The organism is Acidobacteriota bacterium (assembly GCA_028874215.1).
Classification (GTDB): Bacteria; Acidobacteriota; UBA6911; order RPQK01; family JAJDTT01; genus JAJDTT01.
Genome location: JAPPLF010000066.1, coordinates 64,262 through 82,207, shown reverse-complemented (window position 1 = coordinate 82,207; position 17,946 = coordinate 64,262). Strand labels below are relative to the sequence as shown.

At 61.2% G+C, this 17,946-nt stretch carries 16 protein-coding genes; 9 read left to right on the top strand and 7 right to left on the bottom strand.

The window, feature by feature from the left end; all coding sequences use genetic code 11:
- Positions 1–4 precede the first annotated feature (4 nt).
- The gene (locus tag OXT71_12895; protein ID MDE2927289.1) at positions 5–694 is read left to right on the top strand and encodes a lysophospholipid acyltransferase family protein; all 690 of its coding nucleotides are present in this window, start codon (positions 5–7) and stop codon (positions 692–694) included.
- Here the strand turns inward: OXT71_12895 and OXT71_12890 are convergent.
- The 6 genes from OXT71_12890 to rpmE all read right to left on the bottom strand — a co-directional run bounded on the left by OXT71_12890 (position 633) and on the right by rpmE (position 5,375).
- Complete coding sequence (locus OXT71_12890) at positions 633–2,117, bottom strand: VWA domain-containing protein (protein ID MDE2927288.1); 1,485 nt, start codon at positions 2,115–2,117, stop codon at positions 633–635. The genes OXT71_12895 and OXT71_12890 overlap by 62 nt on opposite strands.
- Position 2,118: 1 nt before the next feature.
- Positions 2,119–2,670, bottom strand: coding sequence for a GTP cyclohydrolase I FolE (gene folE, locus OXT71_12885; protein MDE2927287.1), 552 nt, complete (start codon positions 2,668–2,670; stop codon positions 2,119–2,121).
- Between the two features lie 52 nt (positions 2,671–2,722).
- Positions 2,723–3,064 (bottom strand): histidine triad nucleotide-binding protein, encoded by a 342-nt coding sequence (locus OXT71_12880; GenBank protein ID MDE2927286.1) that lies wholly within the window; start codon positions 3,062–3,064, stop codon positions 2,723–2,725.
- Positions 3,057–3,974 (bottom strand): peptide chain release factor N(5)-glutamine methyltransferase, encoded by a 918-nt coding sequence (gene prmC, locus OXT71_12875; GenBank protein ID MDE2927285.1) that lies wholly within the window; start codon positions 3,972–3,974, stop codon positions 3,057–3,059. Before prmC ends, OXT71_12880 begins: the two co-directional genes overlap by 8 nt.
- On the bottom strand, positions 3,967–5,040 hold the full coding sequence (prfA, locus tag OXT71_12870; GenBank protein MDE2927284.1) for a peptide chain release factor 1: 1,074 nt from the start codon (positions 5,038–5,040) through the stop codon (positions 3,967–3,969). Before prfA ends, prmC begins: the two co-directional genes overlap by 8 nt.
- Positions 5,041–5,168: 128 nt before the next feature.
- A complete protein-coding gene (rpmE, locus tag OXT71_12865; protein MDE2927283.1) occupies positions 5,169–5,375 on the bottom strand; it encodes a 50S ribosomal protein L31 in 207 nt (68 codons plus the stop codon).
- A 314-nt stretch (positions 5,376–5,689) separates the two neighbouring features.
- On the opposite strand from rpmE, the gene rpsA reads away from it, so the two are divergent.
- The 8 genes from rpsA to rpsU all read left to right on the top strand — a co-directional run bounded on the left by rpsA (position 5,690) and on the right by rpsU (position 17,206).
- Positions 5,690–7,474: a 30S ribosomal protein S1 gene (rpsA, locus tag OXT71_12860; protein MDE2927282.1), complete on the top strand. Its 1,785-nt coding sequence runs from the start codon at positions 5,690–5,692 to the stop codon at positions 7,472–7,474.
- Entirely contained in the window at positions 7,471–7,746 is a 276-nt protein-coding gene (locus tag OXT71_12855; protein ID MDE2927281.1) for an integration host factor subunit beta, read from the top strand. Before rpsA ends, OXT71_12855 begins: the two co-directional genes overlap by 4 nt.
- 448 nt (positions 7,747–8,194) lie before the next feature.
- Complete coding sequence (gene dnaA, locus OXT71_12850; protein ID MDE2927280.1) at positions 8,195–9,520, top strand: chromosomal replication initiator protein DnaA; 1,326 nt, start codon at positions 8,195–8,197, stop codon at positions 9,518–9,520.
- A gap of 228 nt (positions 9,521–9,748) precedes the next feature.
- Complete coding sequence (dnaN, locus tag OXT71_12845; protein MDE2927279.1) at positions 9,749–10,888, top strand: DNA polymerase III subunit beta; 1,140 nt, start codon at positions 9,749–9,751, stop codon at positions 10,886–10,888.
- A gap of 132 nt (positions 10,889–11,020) precedes the next feature.
- Entirely contained in the window at positions 11,021–13,519 is a 2,499-nt protein-coding gene (gyrB, locus tag OXT71_12840; protein ID MDE2927278.1) for a DNA topoisomerase (ATP-hydrolyzing) subunit B, read from the top strand.
- Between the two features lie 137 nt (positions 13,520–13,656).
- Positions 13,657–16,116: a DNA gyrase subunit A gene (gene gyrA / locus OXT71_12835; GenBank protein ID MDE2927277.1), complete on the top strand. Its 2,460-nt coding sequence runs from the start codon at positions 13,657–13,659 to the stop codon at positions 16,114–16,116.
- Entirely contained in the window at positions 16,113–16,904 is a 792-nt protein-coding gene (locus tag OXT71_12830) for a tetratricopeptide repeat protein (GenBank protein ID MDE2927276.1), read from the top strand. Before gyrA ends, OXT71_12830 begins: the two co-directional genes overlap by 4 nt.
- 98 nt (positions 16,905–17,002) lie before the next feature.
- Positions 17,003–17,206: a 30S ribosomal protein S21 gene (gene rpsU / locus OXT71_12825; protein ID MDE2927275.1), complete on the top strand. Its 204-nt coding sequence runs from the start codon at positions 17,003–17,005 to the stop codon at positions 17,204–17,206.
- A gap of 84 nt (positions 17,207–17,290) precedes the next feature.
- Here the strand turns inward: rpsU and OXT71_12820 are convergent, their stop codons facing one another.
- On the bottom strand, positions 17,291–17,911 hold the full coding sequence (locus tag OXT71_12820; GenBank protein MDE2927274.1) for a methyltransferase domain-containing protein: 621 nt from the start codon (positions 17,909–17,911) through the stop codon (positions 17,291–17,293).
- Between the last annotated feature and the right edge of the window lie 35 nt (positions 17,912–17,946).

Below are 17,946 nucleotides of genomic sequence, written 5' to 3'. Positions count from 1 at the left end.
CACCATGAAAGCCGCTGACGCGCCTCTGTCGCAGCGCATTTCCCTGGCTGCAGGAAGTACGGCCGGGTGGGCCCTGATCTGGGGTCTCGGCACACTTCTTCGATACCGGGTCGAAGGCTGGGAACATTTTTCCCGGTTGAATCGGCGAGGCACTCCCTTCATCTTCAGCTTCTGGCACAACCAGATCTTTTGCGCCACCCATTTCTGGCGATTCCGGGAGATCGGCGTGATCACAAGCCAGCACGCCGACGGGGAGTACATGGCCCGCATCATTCGCCGATTCGGATACCATCCGGCCAGGGGATCCAGCCGCAGAGGTTCGACCCGGGCCCTCCTTCAGCTCAAGCGGCACCTGGCCGGCGGCCGGCCCGTGGGGTTTGCCGCCGATGGGCCGGTGGGTCCGGCCTACAGGGTGAAACCGGGGCCGATCTGGCTCTCCATGAAGACAGGGTTTCCCATTCTCCCGTTCCACATCCAGCCTCGCCGATTCTGGGCCGGTTCCGGCTGGGACGGCTTTCGAATCCCCAAACCCTTCTCTCAAACCTTGGTGAAGATCGGACACCCGCTCCTGGTGCCCCGCGGACAATCCGCCTCGGACTGGCTGCCCAGGTATCAGGAAACGATGGATGCCCTCAAGGAATACTGCGAGTCCTACCCCTGGAACCGCGAGAGAAGGCTGGAGAGCTCACACTGACTTCACGCTGGAAGAAGAACATCTTCCAGGTGGGAATTTCCAGCAGGGCCAGCCGCAAATTGTACCGCCCCGGCTGCACGAAGAGCTTGTTGGTATAGATGATCCCCCGGCCGTCCCGAAGCTCCTTTCTTTCCAGGGTGGCCCGGAAGAATTCTCTCATCCTGACCACTTCCCGCCCGTCCGCGTCCACCAACTGGCCGATGATTCCCAATTGGGTCCGGACGTCTCCATCCGGCTCCCTTGAGAGCGTGTAGGGACTGATTTTGATTCGGAACGGCAACCCGACCTTGCCCGAGATCTGGCCCCTGGGCCGGAGGATGTCCACGTCGGCGCCCAGCTCGTACCGTTCCAGACCCTCGTCTTCGGGGGGTCCCAGCTCGACTTCGCTGTAGAAGAGCGCCTCGATGAACTTCTTCTTGGCGCGGAGGCGGCCGGGCGCCCGGGTGAAGGGACGCGACACCAGTAGATCCGGGTTTGAGGTGGTGACGAGAGCCGGCGAGTCGGGGTCGATTCCCGGAGTCGGGTCGCCGGAGACGCCGATGGAATAGAGATTGCCGAAAACGTCGTCGTTGATCTGTGCCAGGGTGGAATCGAAGTCCAGGATGGTTTCGATTCCGCTGAAGTGCATTCCGCCGGTCTGCACGGCCAAACGAGCGAAGGCGGCCGCCTTCTCCTCCTCCTTCGGATCTTCCGCCGCCACGAGTCCCGGAGCCGTCGGCAAAGCGGTCGCCGACGGAACCAGAATCGTATAGATCCTCACATCCTCGCGCCGGGCCCGGGCCGCGGCCCTCTCGGCCCGGTGGTAGGCATCGTCCATCCCATCAGAGACCAGAATCAACACCTTTCCGTCGCCGGGCCTCGCCCGGGTCCCAAGGGGCGCCAGCAGCGCCTCCACCGACTCGTAAATCGCGGTTCGTCCCTGATGCGGCCGGGCCGCCGCGAAGGCTTTTTCCGCAAGTTGCTTGCGGGAAGTGAACTCCTGAAAAACCAGCAACTTGTCGGTAAACCCGAAGACGCCGATCTGGGTGAACAGGTGAATGTTGTCCAGAAAGTTCTGGGCGGCCATGATCTCTTCCGCCCGGGTGGCAAAGGTGCTTCCGCTCACGTCCAGAAGAAAGGCGATCCAGAGCCGGCCCAGGTCAGCCGTCCGTTTTCGCGGGGGCCGAAAGAAGACGATCTCCCTTTCCCTGCCGCCCTGGACCACGCGGAAGTCCTCCTGCGTCAGGGTATTGACCAACTTGTTCCCGGGATCTCTGACGGTGAAACGAAGCAGAACCAGATCGACTCTGACCCGGATCGCTTCGTCCTGGTCCTGGTCCTGCCCGTTCGCCCAGGCCGGGCCCAGACAGATCCAGAGCAACGGGGCCAGGGTCAGCCGCCCGAGCTGTCCCCAACGTCGCCGACTCCGGACCTCACGTCTCATTTCAAGTTTTCCGGGCACCCACCAGGTGCAGAAACTCACTCCGGGACCGCTGATCGTCCCTGAACTTGCCCAGCATGGCGGAAGTCATGACCCGAGTTTGCCGCTTTTCGACCCCTCGCATCAACATGCACAAGTGTTGCGCTTCGACGACGACCGCCACGCCCTTGGGGCGGATCTTGTCGTTGACGGTCTCGGCAATCTGCTGGGTGAGCCGTTCCTGGACTTGAAGGCGCCGCGCGAACACGTCCACGATTCTCGGAATCTTGCTGAGCCCGATGACCCGGTCCGTTGGGAGATATCCGACATGGCACCGTCCGAAGAAGGGCAACAGGTGATGTTCGCAAAGACTATAGACCTCGATGTCCTTGACGATGACCATTTCATCGTATTCCACGTTGAAATACGCTCCGTTGAGCAGCTCGTCCACATCCTGCGCGTATCCCCTGGTCAGGAACCGCAGGGCGCGTTCGACTCTTTCGGGAGTGCCCACAAGCCCCTCCCGATTGGGGTCCTCGCCGATCTCATGAAGCAACTTCCTGACCAGATCCTCCAAGGCCGACCTCCTGCAACTCTCGATTTCCGAACCTGGGACCCGGCAACCGGAATCAACCCGGCGGCCAGCCCATGTGTCGACCCCCCAGAACATGGGCGTGAATGTGAAAAACACTCTGCCCGGCCGCAGCGCCGTTGTTCAGGACGACTCGATAGCCCGAGGCCAAACCTTCATCGCGCGCGACCCTCTTCGCAAGCAGCAACAGCCGGCCGAGAAGGGCAGTGTCCTCCTCCGCCGCTTCGCCCAATGAGCCAACGTGCTTCTTGGGGATCACCAGGACATGGGTGGGCGCCTGAGGGTTGATGTCCCGGAACGCCATGGTCCATTTGTCCTCCGCCACCACTGCCGCGTGAAGCTCTCCGTTCACGATCCGGCAGAACAGGCAATCACTCATCGTACACCTCGCCGTGGTTCCTCCGGACCAACACCAGACATCGTTCGATGCCTGCCAAATCTCTCCGCGTCTCCACGGCGCGCCAGTTCCGGCGCCGCGCCAAGCGGCACACACGCCCCCGGGCGCCTGCATCGATCTCCAATACCAGAGGGCTCGTCGGCGTCATGACCGACGGACATCCCTTCAGCAACGTTTCGTACATCTCCAGACCGTCGGGACCCGCAAAGACGGCGGCTCCGGGCTCATACGCGGCCACGGACCGGTCGACCCGGTCCCGGTCGGCTGTTGAGACATAGGGGGGATTCGATACCACAAGATCCCAGCGGGTGGCCCGCCCCTCCAACGGCGTCAGGTTTCGCCCCTCCAAAAACTCGATCCGGGATTCGCAACCGTAGCGCTCCGCGTTCCGCCTGGCCACCGCCAGGGCGCGGCCTGAAATATCCGTGGCCGTTACCCGGAGCCGCGGCCGTTCGGCGGCCAAGGTCACCGCAATGGCCCCCGAACCCGTTCCCACGTCGAGCACTGTCGGGTTCGGCAGAGCCATGGCGTCGATCCGTTCCAGGCAGACATCCACCAACAGCTCTGTTTCCGGCCGTGGGATCAGCACGCCCGGTCCAACGGCGAAATCCCTTCCGTAAAACTCCTGATTCCCCAACAAATACTGGATCGGATAGTGCCCCGCCCGCTTCCGGAGCCAGCTCGTCCATCTCCCGGCCTGGACCGGGTCCAAGCGCAGTTCGGGGTGCGCCAGCAGGTACGCACGGGAGCGCCCCAGAAGGGAACCCAGCATCAACTCCGCATCCAGGCGGGGATTGCGGATGCGTTTCCGCTTGAGGCACGAGGTTCCCTGCCGAACCGCGTCCCCCACCGTCAACTCCGTCGGAATCCTGTCCAGGTGCGTGTCAAGCAATTTTCTGTGCTTTCAGCGCTTCAGCCTGATCGAAAGCGGTCAGGCGATCGAGGATGTCGTCGAGCGCGCCCCCCAGAACGGCCTCCAGCCGGTGCAGCGTGACGCCGATCCTGTGGTCGGTGATGCGGTTCTGGGGAAAGTTGTAGGTCCGGATCTTCTCGCTGCGGTCTCCGCTGCCGACCAAGGCGCGGCGAGTGGCCGCCATCTCGTCGTGACGGTCCCGGCGAGCCCGCTCGTACAACCGCGACCTCAACACCTTGAGCGCCTTGTTCTTGTTCTTGAGCTGCGACTTCTCGTCCTGGCAGGTCACGACCTCCCCGGTGGGAATGTGCGTGACACGGACTGCCGAGTAGGTCGTATTCACCGACTGGCCACCGGGACCGGAGGAGCAGTAGGTGTCCCACCGAAGGTCCTTGGGCTGGATCTTGACATCGACGTCATCCGCTTCCGGCAAGACCGCGACCGTTACGGCGGAAGTGTGAACCCTTCCCTGGGTCTCGGTTTGGGGCACGCGTTGGACGCGGTGCACGCCGCTTTCAAACTTGAGACGTCCGTAAACCTGCTTGCCTTCGATGGTGGCGCTCACTTCTTTCAGTCCGCCCGCATCGGTGGCATGAGCGGAGATGATGTCCACCCTCCACCCGTGCGACTCGGCATACCTGACGTACATGCGGAAAACTTCCTGGGCGAACAGGCTGGCTTCGACGCCCCCCGTGCCGGCGCGGATCTCCAGGATCGCGTTCTTTTCGTCGTTGGGGTCGCGCGGCAGAAGCAGGATGCGCAACTCCCCTTCCTGCTCGGCAAGGCGGACCTCGAGCAACGTCAACTCAGCCTTCGCCAACTCCGCCAATTCAAAATCCGTCTCGGCCCCGGCCATCTCCTCGAGATCCTTTGCCTCGTGGAGGGCGCGCCGGTACGCCCGGTATTTTTCGACCAGTGGACGCAACTCCGCATAGGTTCTTGCGGCCTCCCGGTAACGATCCCGGGAGGCAACGACCTGGGGATCTCCCAATTGCCGGGAAATCTGCTCGTAGTCTGCCTCCAGGGCGCGCAATTTCTCTAACATGGCGGGGGCTTGGGAAGACTCGTCTCCCCGACTCCGGTTTGGGGTTCCAGGGTCCCGCGGCGAGAGTCGCCACGGCATTCGGGCGCAACACCGGCGCCAGTGCGACGCTGAACCGTCACCGCAGCCTCCTATTTGATGAGGCCGTACTTCCTCTGGAACCGCTCGACGCGGCCTGCGGTGTCTATCAGCTTCTGCTTACCGGTGAAAAAGGGATGGCAACTGGAGCAGATATCGAGGCGCAATTGGCCCTTGTGGGTGGATCGGGTTTCCCACCCCGCGCCGCACGCACAGCGCACCGTGACGACGCCGTATTCGGGATGGATGCCTGCTTTCATCTCTGACCGCTCCCCTTTCTCACTCGCCTCGCATGCAGCCGCCGCGAAGTTTAGCAAATCGGCCCCGCCCAGTCGAGCCGGCCAGCCCGGGGGCTCGTTTCTTCCGCCTCGAGCGTCCGGACCGCGGCGCTTGACAATCCAGGCGGACCGACGCTAAATGAACAGCTTCGCGCGCTGCGCCGGTTGCGGAAGGCGACCGGAATATCCTATTCTGATTGTTCCCTCCTTGAATGAGTATGTCGGCCGGTGAGGACAGGGGGGAGTTTGCAGTCCGCCAGGATAGATCGCGCCGGCCAGCAGGAGGAACTTAGCGGATGGCTCCAACCGGAACCGACAAAGAGCTTGAAAGCCTGATTGCTGCGGGGCTTTCCAACGTCGCACTCCCCACCATCGAGATCGCCGACGACCTTGATCGCGATGCGCTGGTCGAAGCGTACGATACAAGTTTCAAGAACCTCTCCGAGGGCGAGGTGATCCCCGGAACGGTCATCGAGGTCTCCGATTCCCATGTTCTCGTGGATATTGGATTCAAGTCCGAAGGCCTGGTCCCCATCGGCGAGTTCCGTGAGCGGGGCGGCGTGGTCAACGTCAAGGCCGGCGACACGGTCGACGTTCTGATGGAGAATTCGGAGACGTTGGACGGCGGCGTGATTCTCTCTCGCGAGAAGGCCGAGAGAATGAAGATCTGGGACAGCATCGAGCGCGCCTACCAGGAACAGGCGGTGATCCAGGGGCGCGTCATCGAGCGGGTGAAGGGGGGGCTCTCGGTCGATATCGGGGTTCGCGCCTTCCTGCCGGGCTCCCAGGTGGACATGCATCCGGTTCGGAACCTGGACAGCTTGCGCGACCAGGAACTCCAGCTCCGGGTGATCAAGGTAAACAAGCGCCGCGGCAACATTGTGCTGTCGCGAAAGGCCGTCCTGGAGGAAGAATACTTCAAGCGGAAGGAGGAAACCCTCCGCAGCCTCGAGGAGGGGAAGGTCACCCCGGGAGTCGTAAAGAACATCACCGACTACGGCGCCTTTGTCGACTTGGGCGGCATCGACGGCCTGCTTCACATCACCGACATGTCTTGGGGGCGGGTCAACCACCCTTCCGACCTCTTCAAGGTCGGAGACAAGATCGATGTCAAGGTTCTCAAGTTCGACCGAATCGACGAGAAGGTCTCCCTGGGATACAAGCAGCTCACCACCGATCCCTGGTACACCGTGGCCCAACGGTACCCGCGCGGGTCCCGCGTCCCTTCGGTGGTCGTCAGCATCACCGACTACGGCGCCTTCGTCGAATTGGAGGAGGGTGTCGAGGGACTCATTCACATTTCCGAAATGACCTGGAACCGCCGGATCAAGCATCCTTCCAAGATCCTTTCCGTCGGCGACCAGGTCCAGGCTGTCGTCCTCGACGTCGACGCCAAGGCCCGCCGCATCTCCATGGGGATGAAACAGACCGAACCGAATCCCTGGGATTCGGTCGAGGAGCGCTACGCGATCAATTCCGTGGTCAACGGCACCGTCCGGAATCTGACCGATTTCGGCGCCTTCGTCGAGGTGGAGGAGGGAATCGAGGGATTGGTCCATATCTCCGACCTGAGTTGGACGAAAAAAATCAAGCATCCGTCGGAGGTTCTCAAGAAAGGGGACGACGTCACCGCGGTGGTGCTGAGCGTCGACGGCGAAAGCCAACGCCTGTCGCTCGGGATCAAGCAGCTGGGACCCGACAAGTGGGAGGATTTTTTCTCGCGGCATCAAGTTGGGGACCGCGTCCCGGGCAAGGTGGTGCGGCTGACCTCGTTCGGCGCATTCGTGGAGCTGGACGAGGGCGTCGAAGGACTCTGCCACATCTCCGAGTTGTCCGAAGAGCGGGTCGAGGACCCCACATCCCACGTCTCGGTGGGCCAGGAGCTCGATTTCGAGATCATAAAGCTCAATCTCCTCGAGCGGAAAATCGGGCTTTCCCTGAAGGCCCTGGTTGAGCGGGACCACCGGGAAACCTGGTCCTACCGGCCGGAGGTGGGCAAGACCTCCATTGGCGAACTGGCGGGCAGCCAACTGGGTGGCCTCAAGCAGCGGGCCATCGACGCAGCGAGAACAAAAAAATGACTAAAGCCGAACTGGTTGAGCGGGTCGCCGGCGGCTCAAGCCTCACCAGAAAGGAAGCCGAGGTGGTCGTCCAGGCCGTCCTGGACAGCATCGTCCATTCTCTGAAGAGCGGCTCCAAAGTCGAATTGAGAGGCTTTGGAAGCTTTCGGCTCCGCAACCGCGCGGCCCGCATCGGACGCAACCCCAAGACCGGCGCCAAGGTCCACGTTCCCGCCAAGCGGGTTCCCTATTTCAAACCGGGCAAGGACCTGAAAGAGCTGATCAACTCCTGAACGGCGGTGGCGCCCCCAAGTCGCCGCCCCAGCCCCCGAATGCTCCCGGCTCCTCGCCGGGCCGGCGCCGGCGAGGAGTGGAGCCAGCGACCTGAAAAACACCCAAAACGTCAAAAAAACACCCAAGGGCTGCCGCTGGGGCCGCCCAAGCGGGCCCATCATTTACGCAATCTTCACAAAACCCTTGCGAGAATTGGAGAAAGGGCCCTCCCTGTCACACAACCTGACTGAACGGCTCGTTTTTGTTCTTCAAATTCAAGTAAATAAAGGATTTTCCGGGATCCGACCAAGCGTCTCCCGGGACCGCGAAAGAAACTTCTTTCGCCATCGAGACAGACTATGCTACCTTCTTTTCGGACCGAGACCGAAAATGACCACGGGCCGTGCATCGACCGGCCCGTTCTTTCATTACAAAGTCAACCAGGGGCTCGGGAGGAGAGGGCCGGCCTTGGATTTGTGGCAAGACATCGTCGCTTCGCTGGAAGCTGCGGGGCAGATTTCACCCGAGAATATGGCCGTCTATTTCCAGGCCACATCCCAGGTTCGCTACGAACAAGACTCACGGCGACTCGTGGTGCGGGTTCCCAACAACCGCTTCAGCAGGTGGATCTCCCACCAATATGGAGACCTGCTGCAAACCAAGATGGGAGAGATGGGGTTTCCGAATGGGGAAATCGTTTTCCATGCGGATCTGGACGAGCCGCAATCGGACCTGATCTCGTCACCCCGCCTGTCGGGCTCGTACGTCGGCGCCACCGAGTGCGACCTGAATCAACGTTACACTTTCGCCAATTTCGTTGTCGGGTCGAGCAACCAATTCGCGCACGCCACCGCGCTGGCAGTCGCGGAACGCCCATCCAGAAGTTACAACCCCCTGTTTCTCTACGGTGGCGTCGGCTTGGGCAAGACCCACCTCATGCACGCGATCGGACACTCGATCATGATCGAGCATCCCAACGTCAATCTCGCCTACGTTTCCTCGGAACGCTTCACCAACGACCTGGTCACCTCCATCCGCTACGGCCGGACCGCGGATTTTCGAGAGAAATACCGGAACATCGACGTGCTGCTGATGGACGACGTCCAGTTCCTCGCCGGCAAGCCAAAGACCCAAGACGAATTCTTCCACACCTTCAACAGCCTGTACGACGCCCAAAAGCAAATCGTCATCTCCAGCGATTCTCCCCCGCAGGAAATCCCGACTCTCGAGGAGCGTCTCCACAGCCGCTTCCAGTGGGGCCTGATTGCAGACATCCAGGCCCCCGACCTGGAGACCAAAGTGGCCATTCTGCGGAAGAAAGCCGCGCTGCAACGGGTGGAACTCCCGGATGACGTTGCGTTCTTCATCTCCAGCAACACCAAGTCGAACATCCGCCAACTGGAAGGCTCGCTCATTCGCCTCATCGCCTACAGCAGTCTGATCGGCGAGGAGATCAGCCTCGACCTGGCTCAATCCACCCTCAAGGACCTCACGGCGTCCGCGCAACGGGAGATCACCATCGGAGAGATTCAACGAGTTGTCGCCCAACACTACTCCCTGACCGTGTCCCAACTCATCAGCCGCAGCAACTCGCCGCGATTCGTGGTTCCGAGGCAGATCGCCATGTACCTCTGCAAAAAGTTGACCCGGGCCTCACTCCCTCAGACCGGCCGCGCTTTCGGCAAAAGGCATCACACAACCGTGCTTCACGCGATCCGGAAGATCTCCGGACTCATCGAGGAAGATCCGCTGCTGCATTCCACCGTCAACAAGCTGACCGACGAAGTTTCATGACGTTTTCCCGCTTTTCCACTGGTGGTAGAATGTCAGGGCTGTGGAAAAGGTCGAGCGGACCCTCTCCGTGTCGTTTTCAACGTCGTTTCAAGAGTTGAATTCACAATTGACGAGTGGCTCCATCCTCTTGGAAATAAAAGCGTTTTCCTACTCATCCACAGATTCGTCGATTTCTGGGGCGACGATTCCATATAAAATCATTCTTGTCATCCGGAGTCGAAGAACACCATGGACATAACTTTGAAACGGAACCTGTTGTTCCCCGAGGTCCAACACCTCCAGACCATTGTCGAGAGAAAAACGACGGTGCCGATTCTTGGCCATGTTCTTCTTGAAACGATCGGGAACAACATTCTCCTCACGGCCACCGACCTGGATGTTTCTTTACGCTGTCGCTGCGAAGCGCAGGTGCGGGTAGGCGGCGCACTGACCATTTCAGCGAGGAAACTCTTCGAGATCGTCCGCCTCGCCCCTCAAGATTCCGCTATCCACATCAAGTCCATCGGCGAAGGGGACTGGGTCGAGATCGGCTATGGCCGGTCCCGCTTCAAGGTGGCGGCCCTGGGGAGGGGAAACTTCCCCGAGATCGGGGAGGCGGAAGGCCAGGACATTCGCCTGGACGCGGCTATGGTTCGCCATATGATCGGGAGCTGCGTCTTCGCCGTCACCCAGGAGGAAAGCCGGTATACTCTGGGGGGGGCGCTGGCCGTGATCACCCCTTCCAATCTGTCCCTGGTCACCACCGATGGGCACCGTCTCGTCATTGTCCGGCGGACAGTCGATCTGAATCTCGACCAGGAGGAGCTTCGAGTCCTGATTCCCAAGAAAGCACTGGTCGAACTGATGAAGTTGCTCAGTGAAACTGGCGGGGGCATCGAGTTCAGAAGTGGAGAGAGGCGGATCTCGTTTGGCATGGGCCACCGGCTCTTGATCTCCCGCATCCTCAGCGGCGAGTTTCCCAACTACAAGATGGTCATACCGCAAGGAAACGACCTGGATGCGGATTTGGACACCTCCAGTTTCACGGCGGCCTTGAGGCGCGTTGCGGTGGTGGCGGATCGGGAGACGCGGGCTGTCGAGCTGAGCCTCAACGAGGGACAGGTCAAACTTGCGTGCCAGAATGCAAATGGGGAGCGGGCCGCCGAAGCAATGGAGACAAGCTACGAGGGGACACCGGTCGTGATCGGTTTCAACGTGGACTACCTGTTGGACTTCGTCAACGTGGTCGATAGCGAACAGGTGCGCGTCTCGCTCAAGGACTCGGATACCCAGGGTCTGCTCCAGCCCGTCGGTATGCCCGATGCCGACGAATCCGACTCGGCCGACGATTACAAGATCCAATATGTCGTCATGCCGCTGAGCCTCTGATTCGCACCCTTCTCTCGGTCCATTTGCGACACATGTACCGGGTATAATTGGAGATGGTCCAAGCTGAAGGGACCGTCTCTCGTGCGCGGCGCCGGAGCCGCGCGTGAAATCACCAAGGACGAGGATTCGGGATTGACGAATCAACTGCAGCCGGTAGATCGGGCTCAAGAGTCCGCTGCCTACACAGCCAAGAAGATTCGCGTCCTGGAAGGTCTCGAGGCGGTTCGGAAACGGCCTGCCATGTACATCGGCTCAACCGGACCGGATGGGCTCCACCATCTGGTTCAGGAGGTGGTGGACAATTCGGTCGACGAGGCCCTGGCCGGCTTCTGTGACCGGATCAACCTGACGATCCACCTGGATGGTTCCATCACCGTCGAGGACAATGGACGGGGTATCCCCGTAGACATCCATCCCGAAAAGCAGCTGCCGGCCGCTGAGGTCGTTCTGACCACCCTGCATGCCGGCGGCAAATTCGACCACGACAGCTACAAGGTGTCCGGCGGCTTGCATGGCGTCGGCGTTTCGGTCGTCAATGCGCTGTCGCTGCGTCTTGAGTTGGAGGTCTGCCGCGGCGGCTACAGGTATCGGCAGTCGTACATCCGCGGCGTGCCGACGGACGAGTTCAGCAGGACCGGAAAAACCAGCCGCCGGGGGACCAAGGTCAGCTTCAAGCCGGATGACGAGATCTTCGAAACCACGACCTTCAGCTACGAGACGCTGTCACGGCGGATGCGCGAGTTGGCGTTTCTGAACCCGGGCCTGGCCATCGAGATTGAAGACTACCGCTCCGATGCTCTGGAGCCGGTTCCCGAGGCCGGGGCGGCGAAAAAGCAGCGCTTTCGGTACAAGGGGGGGCTGTCCGACTTTGTCCGGTATCTGAACAAGAACAAGGCGACGCTGCACGGCAAGCCGGTCCACGTGCGGGCGCGCCGGGCGGAGAACGACGTCGAGGTCGCGCTCCAGTACAACGACGGTTACAACGAGAGCCTCTTCTCCTTCGTCAACACGATCAATACGCCGGAGGGGGGCACCCACATGGTGGGTTTCAAGGCGGCCCTCACCCGCACCATCAATGCCTACGCCACCAGCAACAAACTGCTTCGCGATCTGAAGAAAAAACTGTCGGGCGAGGACGTCAGAGAGGGGCTCGTTGCCGTCGTCAGCATCAAGATTCCGAACCCCCAGTTCGAAGGTCAAACCAAAGCGAAGCTGGGGAACAGCGAGATCAAGGGGATCACGGAGGCGGTGTGCAACGAGGGCCTTGGCCTGTTCCTGGAGCAGAACCCCACTCTTGCCCGCCGGATCGTGAACAAAGCGACGGACGCGGCGCGGGCGAGGCAGGCCGCCAGGAAGGCCCGGGAGTTGACCCGGCGCAAGAGTGCTCTCGACAACCTCTCGCTGCCCGGCAAGCTGGCCGATTGCCAGGAAAGGGATCCGCGCTTCTCGGAAATCTTCATCGTCGAGGGAGATTCGGCGGGCGGGTCCGCCAAGCAGGGGCGGAACCGCCGGTTTCAGGCAATCCTTCCCATCAAGGGCAAGATTCTGAATGTCGAAAAGGCCCGGTTCGACAAGGTGCTGAGCAACCAGGAGATCGTCACCATGATCTCGGCCATCGGCGCGGGCGTGGGCAGCGCCGATTTCAACCTGGCCAAGCTCCGGTACCACAAGATCATCATCATGACCGACGCGGATGTGGACGGAAGCCATATCCGCACTTTGCTGCTGACGTTTTTCTTCCGGCAGATGTCCGAGCTCATCCGGCACCAACATGTCTACATCGCCCAGCCGCCCCTGTTCCGGATTCAACAGGGGAAGAAGGAAACCTATCTGCAGAACGAGCGGGATCTGACCCGCTATGTTCTCGGCCGGGCGACGAACGGAATCGGGATTGCGCGGCCGAAAACGGGCGGCACTCTCGAAGGAAAGGAGCTGATCGGGCAGCTGGAGTCCCTGATGGAGTTTCAACAGCGTCTCGAAACGCTCAGCCGCCGCTACGATGGAAATGGCGTGGTGGGCGAGTTCCTGGATTTTTTCAGCAGGGTGTCGGGGACGGAGGCTTATGAGGCGGTCGCCCGCAGGGTCTTCCGTAATGGATCCGAATTGGCGGAATTGGCGGCACGTTTCCGGAAATTGGGCTTCCGCGCCGAGACCTCGTTCAATGAGGAGCGTCGTTTCTACGAACTGCACCTGCGCAACGGACATTCCGAAGGCATGGTCCTGAACCACGACTTTGCCGTTTCCGGGGAATGCCGGAGCCTGGCCCGGCTTCGCCGGAAGGCGGATATCCTGGAAGACGCCCCTTTCCGGATACAACCCTTGGCGGAAGAGAAATTGCCGGCCCCGGACAAGGTGACGACACTGGCCACGGCCGCGGAGCTGATCGAGTACTTCATGGCTGCCGGCAAACGAAAGCTGGGCATTCAGCGTTACAAGGGGCTGGGCGAGATGAACCCGCACCAGCTTTGGGAAACGACCATGGACCCCGACACCAGGACATTGTTGCGGGTGGACATCGAGGACATGGTCGAGACGGACGACATCTTCAATGTCCTCATGGGCGGACATGTGGCGCCGCGGCGGCAATTCATCGAGGACAACGCGCTGAACGTCAAGAACCTGGACGTTTAGGCGCTTGCGGTGGGGGCCGGCGCGCTGGCGCCTCAGCGTTTCCGCCGTGACCTGCGCGCCGTGACCTTCACCAATCGGACACTGCCTCGTCCGCGCATCGTAATCTTTCGAGTGTCTGTGATCGGAGGAACGAGTCGATGAGAGAGTACCAGGGCCGGGAGATTCCGGTCACCATCGAAGCGGAGATGAAGACCTCCTACCTGGACTACGCCATGTCGGTCATCGTAGGCCGGGCCCTGCCGGATGTCCGGGACGGCTTGAAGCCGGTCCACCGGCGCATCCTTTACGCCATGAGCGAGCTGAAGAACACCAGGAACCGCCCTCACAAGAAGTCGGCGCGGGTTGTTGGCGAGGTCATCGGAAAGTTCCATCCCCATGGCGATGCGGCCGTTTACGACGCCCTGGTCCGGATGGCGCAGGACTTCTCCATGCGGGAGATGCTGATCGACGGGCAGGGGAATTTCGGGTCCATCGACGGGGACTCTCCGGCAGCCATGCGGTACACCGAGGTCCGGATGGCGCAGATCGCCGGGGAGATCCTGGCGGACATCGAGAAGGAGACGGTCGATTTCCAGGCCAACTACGACGAGTCGTTGGAGGAGCCTGAGGTGCTGCCGGCCCGTTATCCCAACCTCCTGGTCAACGGCGCGTCCGGGATTGCCGTGGGAATGGCAACCAATGTTCCTCCTCACAACCTTGCCGAGCTCATCGATGGACTGTTGCTGCTGCTCGACCGCCCGGAAGCGAGCCTCGCGGAGCTCATGGAGTTGATCCCCGGCCCGGACTTTCCGACCGCGGGAATCATCTCCGGCCGCAATGCCATCCTGAGGGCGTATGCCACGGGCCGCGGCATAATCCAGTTGCGGGCCAAGGCCGCCATCGAAAAGGTGGGAAAAGACAAGGAGGCCATCATCGTCGATGAGCTTCCCTATCAGGTCAACAAGGCGAAGCTCATCGAGACGATTGCCGCGTTGGTGCGAAGCAAGAAGGTCGAGGGGATCAGTGATCTGAGAGACGAGTCTGATCGAGACGGGATGCGGGTCGTCATCGAGCTCAAGCGGGGGGAGCAACCGCAGATCGTCCTGAACCAGCTATACAAATTGACGCCGATGCAGAGTTCGTTCGGCATCATCCTGCTGGCTTTGGCGGGAGGGCGCCCCCAAGTGTTCACCCTCAAGGAAACTTTGAACCACTTCCTGTCCCATCGCAGGATCGTCGTGCGGCGGCGGACGCAGTTCGACCTGAGAAAAGCCGAAAAACGGGCGCACATCCTGGAGGGCCTCGCCAAGGCCCTGGACCACCTGGATCTGGTGATCGCGCTGATCCGGGGCTCAAGGACTCCGGCTGAGGCCAGGACGCAATTGATGGAGCGCTTCGAATTCACCGAAATTCAGGCCCAGGCCATTCTTGACATGCGGCTGCAGCGGCTCACGGGCCTGGAGCGGGACAAGATCCTGGAGGAGCTGGAACAGATCCGGGGCCGCATCGCGCAACTGAAGAAGATCCTCACCCACGAGGCCGAACTCCGGCGGGTGATCCGAGGCGAACTGATGGAAATTCAGGACGCGTACCACTCGCCGCGCCGCACCGTGATTCTGGACGAGGCGATCGACCTGACGGTCGAAGACCTCATCGCCGAGGAGCAGGTCGTCATCACGGCAACGCATGGCGGCTACATCAAGCGGACGGCGCTGCACATCTATCGCAGCCAGCATCGCGGCGGCAAAGGCCGCATCGGCATGTCGGTGCGGACGGCCGACGATGTGGTCGACTATCTTTTCGTCGCCTCCACACACAGTTACATCCTCATCTTCACGAACCAGGGGCGGGTCTACTGGTTGAAGGTGTATGAGATTCCCGACGTGGGCGCCGCCGGCAAGGGGAAGCCGATCGTCAACCTGGTCAAGTTGGAGCGGGGCGAGAAGGTGGCGGACATGATCGCCGTACAGGACTTCAAGACTCCGGGATTCATCGTCATGGCGTCGCGGCGGGGACGAGTGAAGAAGACGGCGCTGGCGGCGTACTCCCACCCGCGGGCGAAAGGAATCATCGCCTGTTCGCTGGAGCGGGGGGACGAACTGATCGTGGTGAGCCGGACCAGCGGCCAGGACGACATTCTTCTTTGCACGGAACAGGGGAAGGCCGCGCGGTTCTCGGAACACCAGGTTCGGGAGATGGGGCGTGTCGCGCAAGGCGTGTGGGGCATACGCCTCAAGCCGGGGGACTCAGTGGTGAGCATGGGCGTTATTCGGGAAGGCCACGAGAGTATCCTGGCGGTCACTGAACATGGTTTTGGAAAACGCACGCCCGTCGTCGAATATGCAACGAAGGGGCGCGCGGGGCAGGGTGTGATCAACATCAAGACCACCGCTCGCAACGGCAAGGTCGTGGGAACCTTTCCCGTCGGGCCGGGGGCCGAGTTGATCATTATCACTGGAAAAGGGAAGATCATTCGCTTGGGGGCCGATACTATTCGGATGACGGGTCGCAACGCTCTGGGCGTGACGCTGATGGAGTTGGGGGATGGGGACACGGTGGCCGGCGTGAGCCTGGTGGCCGCCGGGACCGACAGCTTGGAACCAGGGGCCGCCGAATGAGATCCGCCGCCCCCTGGCTGGTTCTCGTCGCGGTGGCTGCAATTCTGTTCCACTACGGCCAAGATCGGGCGGGAGCGGAATTCGAGAGGGCGCGGGAAATGTGGCTCGCCGGCGAGTACCGGCCGGCGACCCGGGCCTACGAAAAAATCCGCCGCCAATACCCCAACAGCCGGCATGCTGCGGAAGCCCTCTGGGAGATCGCCTCCATCTACTATTCCCATCACTACGACCTGACGGAGGCCCGCGAGCGCCTTGAGGAGTTGCTCTCCCTCTATCCCGCCAGCCCCCGTGTCAACGAGGCCCTTCTTCGCTTGGCGGAAATCCACGAAGCCGGCGAAGCCGACCTGGCCGCGGCCGTGAACTACTGGTCCCTGGCCCTGGACAGGCAACTGCCCTCCGAGGACCGAAGGGAGATCCTGTACAAGCGGGGCCGTACGCTGTTGAAGCTGGAACAACTCGACGAGTCGGAGCGCGACTTGCGCGCGGCGGCGGGTGACGAGGCGGACCACCTGTCCCAGCAGGCGCATGTCTGTCTCGGCACCATCGCCCAGATCAGGGGAGACCACCAGGAGGCGGTCCGCATCTTTGAGAAGACGCGGGAGCTGGGTCGCTGCGGCGAATGCCTGCTCCAGTGCCGGCTCAGCATGATCGAGAGTTTCGAATACACGGGCGAACTGGACAAGGCCATCGAGATCGCCGGAGTCCTGGACAAGACGGGTTACTCGAAGGCCGTCGAGTTGATGGTCCGGCTTCGGCAGAAACGGGATTTCTACGCCGATAAGAAGTAGGCTTTCGCCGGACTCGCCCGCATTGCATGGCGCCCGTCTCCGTTGACACGAGGGCCGAACCGGGACTATATTGGCGCCTCCGGGAAAGGTGGAACGAAGTGGCATACGTTTTCATTCATGATGGTGAGCCCTTGGAAAGCGCGCTGAGGCGCTTCAAGCGAAAGGTGCAGCAGGAAGACATCATCAAGGATGTCAAACGCCATTCCTACTATTTGAAGCCGGGCGAGAAGAGGCGCCTCAAGCAGGCCTTGGCCCGGAAGAGAGCCCGGAAGAAGTTCATGAAGCAGCAGCGCACCAGATAGTACGCGCGCCTCGTCTCCGGACCCCCTCACCTGCCCGTTACACGCACCTGACCGGCTCTCACCGGCGGGCGTCCAGCTATTTTCTCAGGGATTGACGCAGCGGATCGCCTTCCAATGGCCCAGGAAGTCGATGGGCATTTCCGATTCGATTTCCAGCCCGCACTCGCGCATCAACTTTTTTCGATCCAGATCGGTCCGGAAGCCGATCCGGTAGCAGAGAGGGGAAATCAGCGCCTCAAGGGAGCCGAGGACAGGATTCTCGTTGCGGAAGTGGTTCAGAAAGACCAGGTATCCACCCTTCTTGCAGACTCTCTTCATTTCTTCGATCACCATCACGGGGTCCGGGACTACGGAGATGAAATAGGCGGCGAGGATTCGATCGAAGCTCCCGGCCGGAAAATCGAGCCTGGTCGCGTCCATCTTGAGCAGCTCGACGTTCTCCAGCCCCAATTCCTTCGTCCGGCGATGTGCCTGCTCCAACATCTTCTCCGACAGGTCGACACCGGTGATCTGGATGTTTCGTGGGAGCATCGGGAGGGAGAGGCCGGTTCCCACGCCGACTTCCAGGAGACGAGAGCCCGGCGCCGGGTCCAGCAGGAGGGGAGCTATTTCGCGGCCACTGCGGAAGATGGGCCCGAACAGGAGATCGTAGAAACGGGAGTACCAGTTGTAAACCTTCTCGATGTGTTCGACATCGGCATTCACAAAGCGGCCCCCCTTTTCCGCGCCATTGTAGCACT

What these genes read in the sequence shown, in the direction of transcription:
- OXT71_12895 (MDE2927289.1), top strand. Translation starts at nt 5, where the DNA reads ATGAAAGCCGCTGACGCGCCTCTGTCGCAGCGCATTTCCCTGGCTGCA.
- OXT71_12890 (MDE2927288.1), bottom strand. Translation starts at nt 2,117, where the DNA reads ATGAGACGTGAGGTCCGGAGTCGGCGACGTTGGGGACAGCTCGGGCGG.
- OXT71_12880 (MDE2927286.1), bottom strand. Translation starts at nt 3,064, where the DNA reads ATGAGTGATTGCCTGTTCTGCCGGATCGTGAACGGAGAGCTTCACGCG.
- prfA (MDE2927284.1), bottom strand. Translation starts at nt 5,040, where the DNA reads ATGTTAGAGAAATTGCGCGCCCTGGAGGCAGACTACGAGCAGATTTCC.
- rpmE (MDE2927283.1), bottom strand. Translation starts at nt 5,375, where the DNA reads ATGAAAGCAGGCATCCATCCCGAATACGGCGTCGTCACGGTGCGCTGT.
- rpsA (MDE2927282.1), top strand. Translation starts at nt 5,690, where the DNA reads ATGGCTCCAACCGGAACCGACAAAGAGCTTGAAAGCCTGATTGCTGCG.
- OXT71_12855 (MDE2927281.1), top strand. Translation starts at nt 7,471, where the DNA reads ATGACTAAAGCCGAACTGGTTGAGCGGGTCGCCGGCGGCTCAAGCCTC.
- dnaN (MDE2927279.1), top strand. Translation starts at nt 9,749, where the DNA reads ATGGACATAACTTTGAAACGGAACCTGTTGTTCCCCGAGGTCCAACAC.
- gyrA (MDE2927277.1), top strand. Translation starts at nt 13,657, where the DNA reads ATGAGAGAGTACCAGGGCCGGGAGATTCCGGTCACCATCGAAGCGGAG.
- OXT71_12830 (MDE2927276.1), top strand. Translation starts at nt 16,113, where the DNA reads ATGAGATCCGCCGCCCCCTGGCTGGTTCTCGTCGCGGTGGCTGCAATT.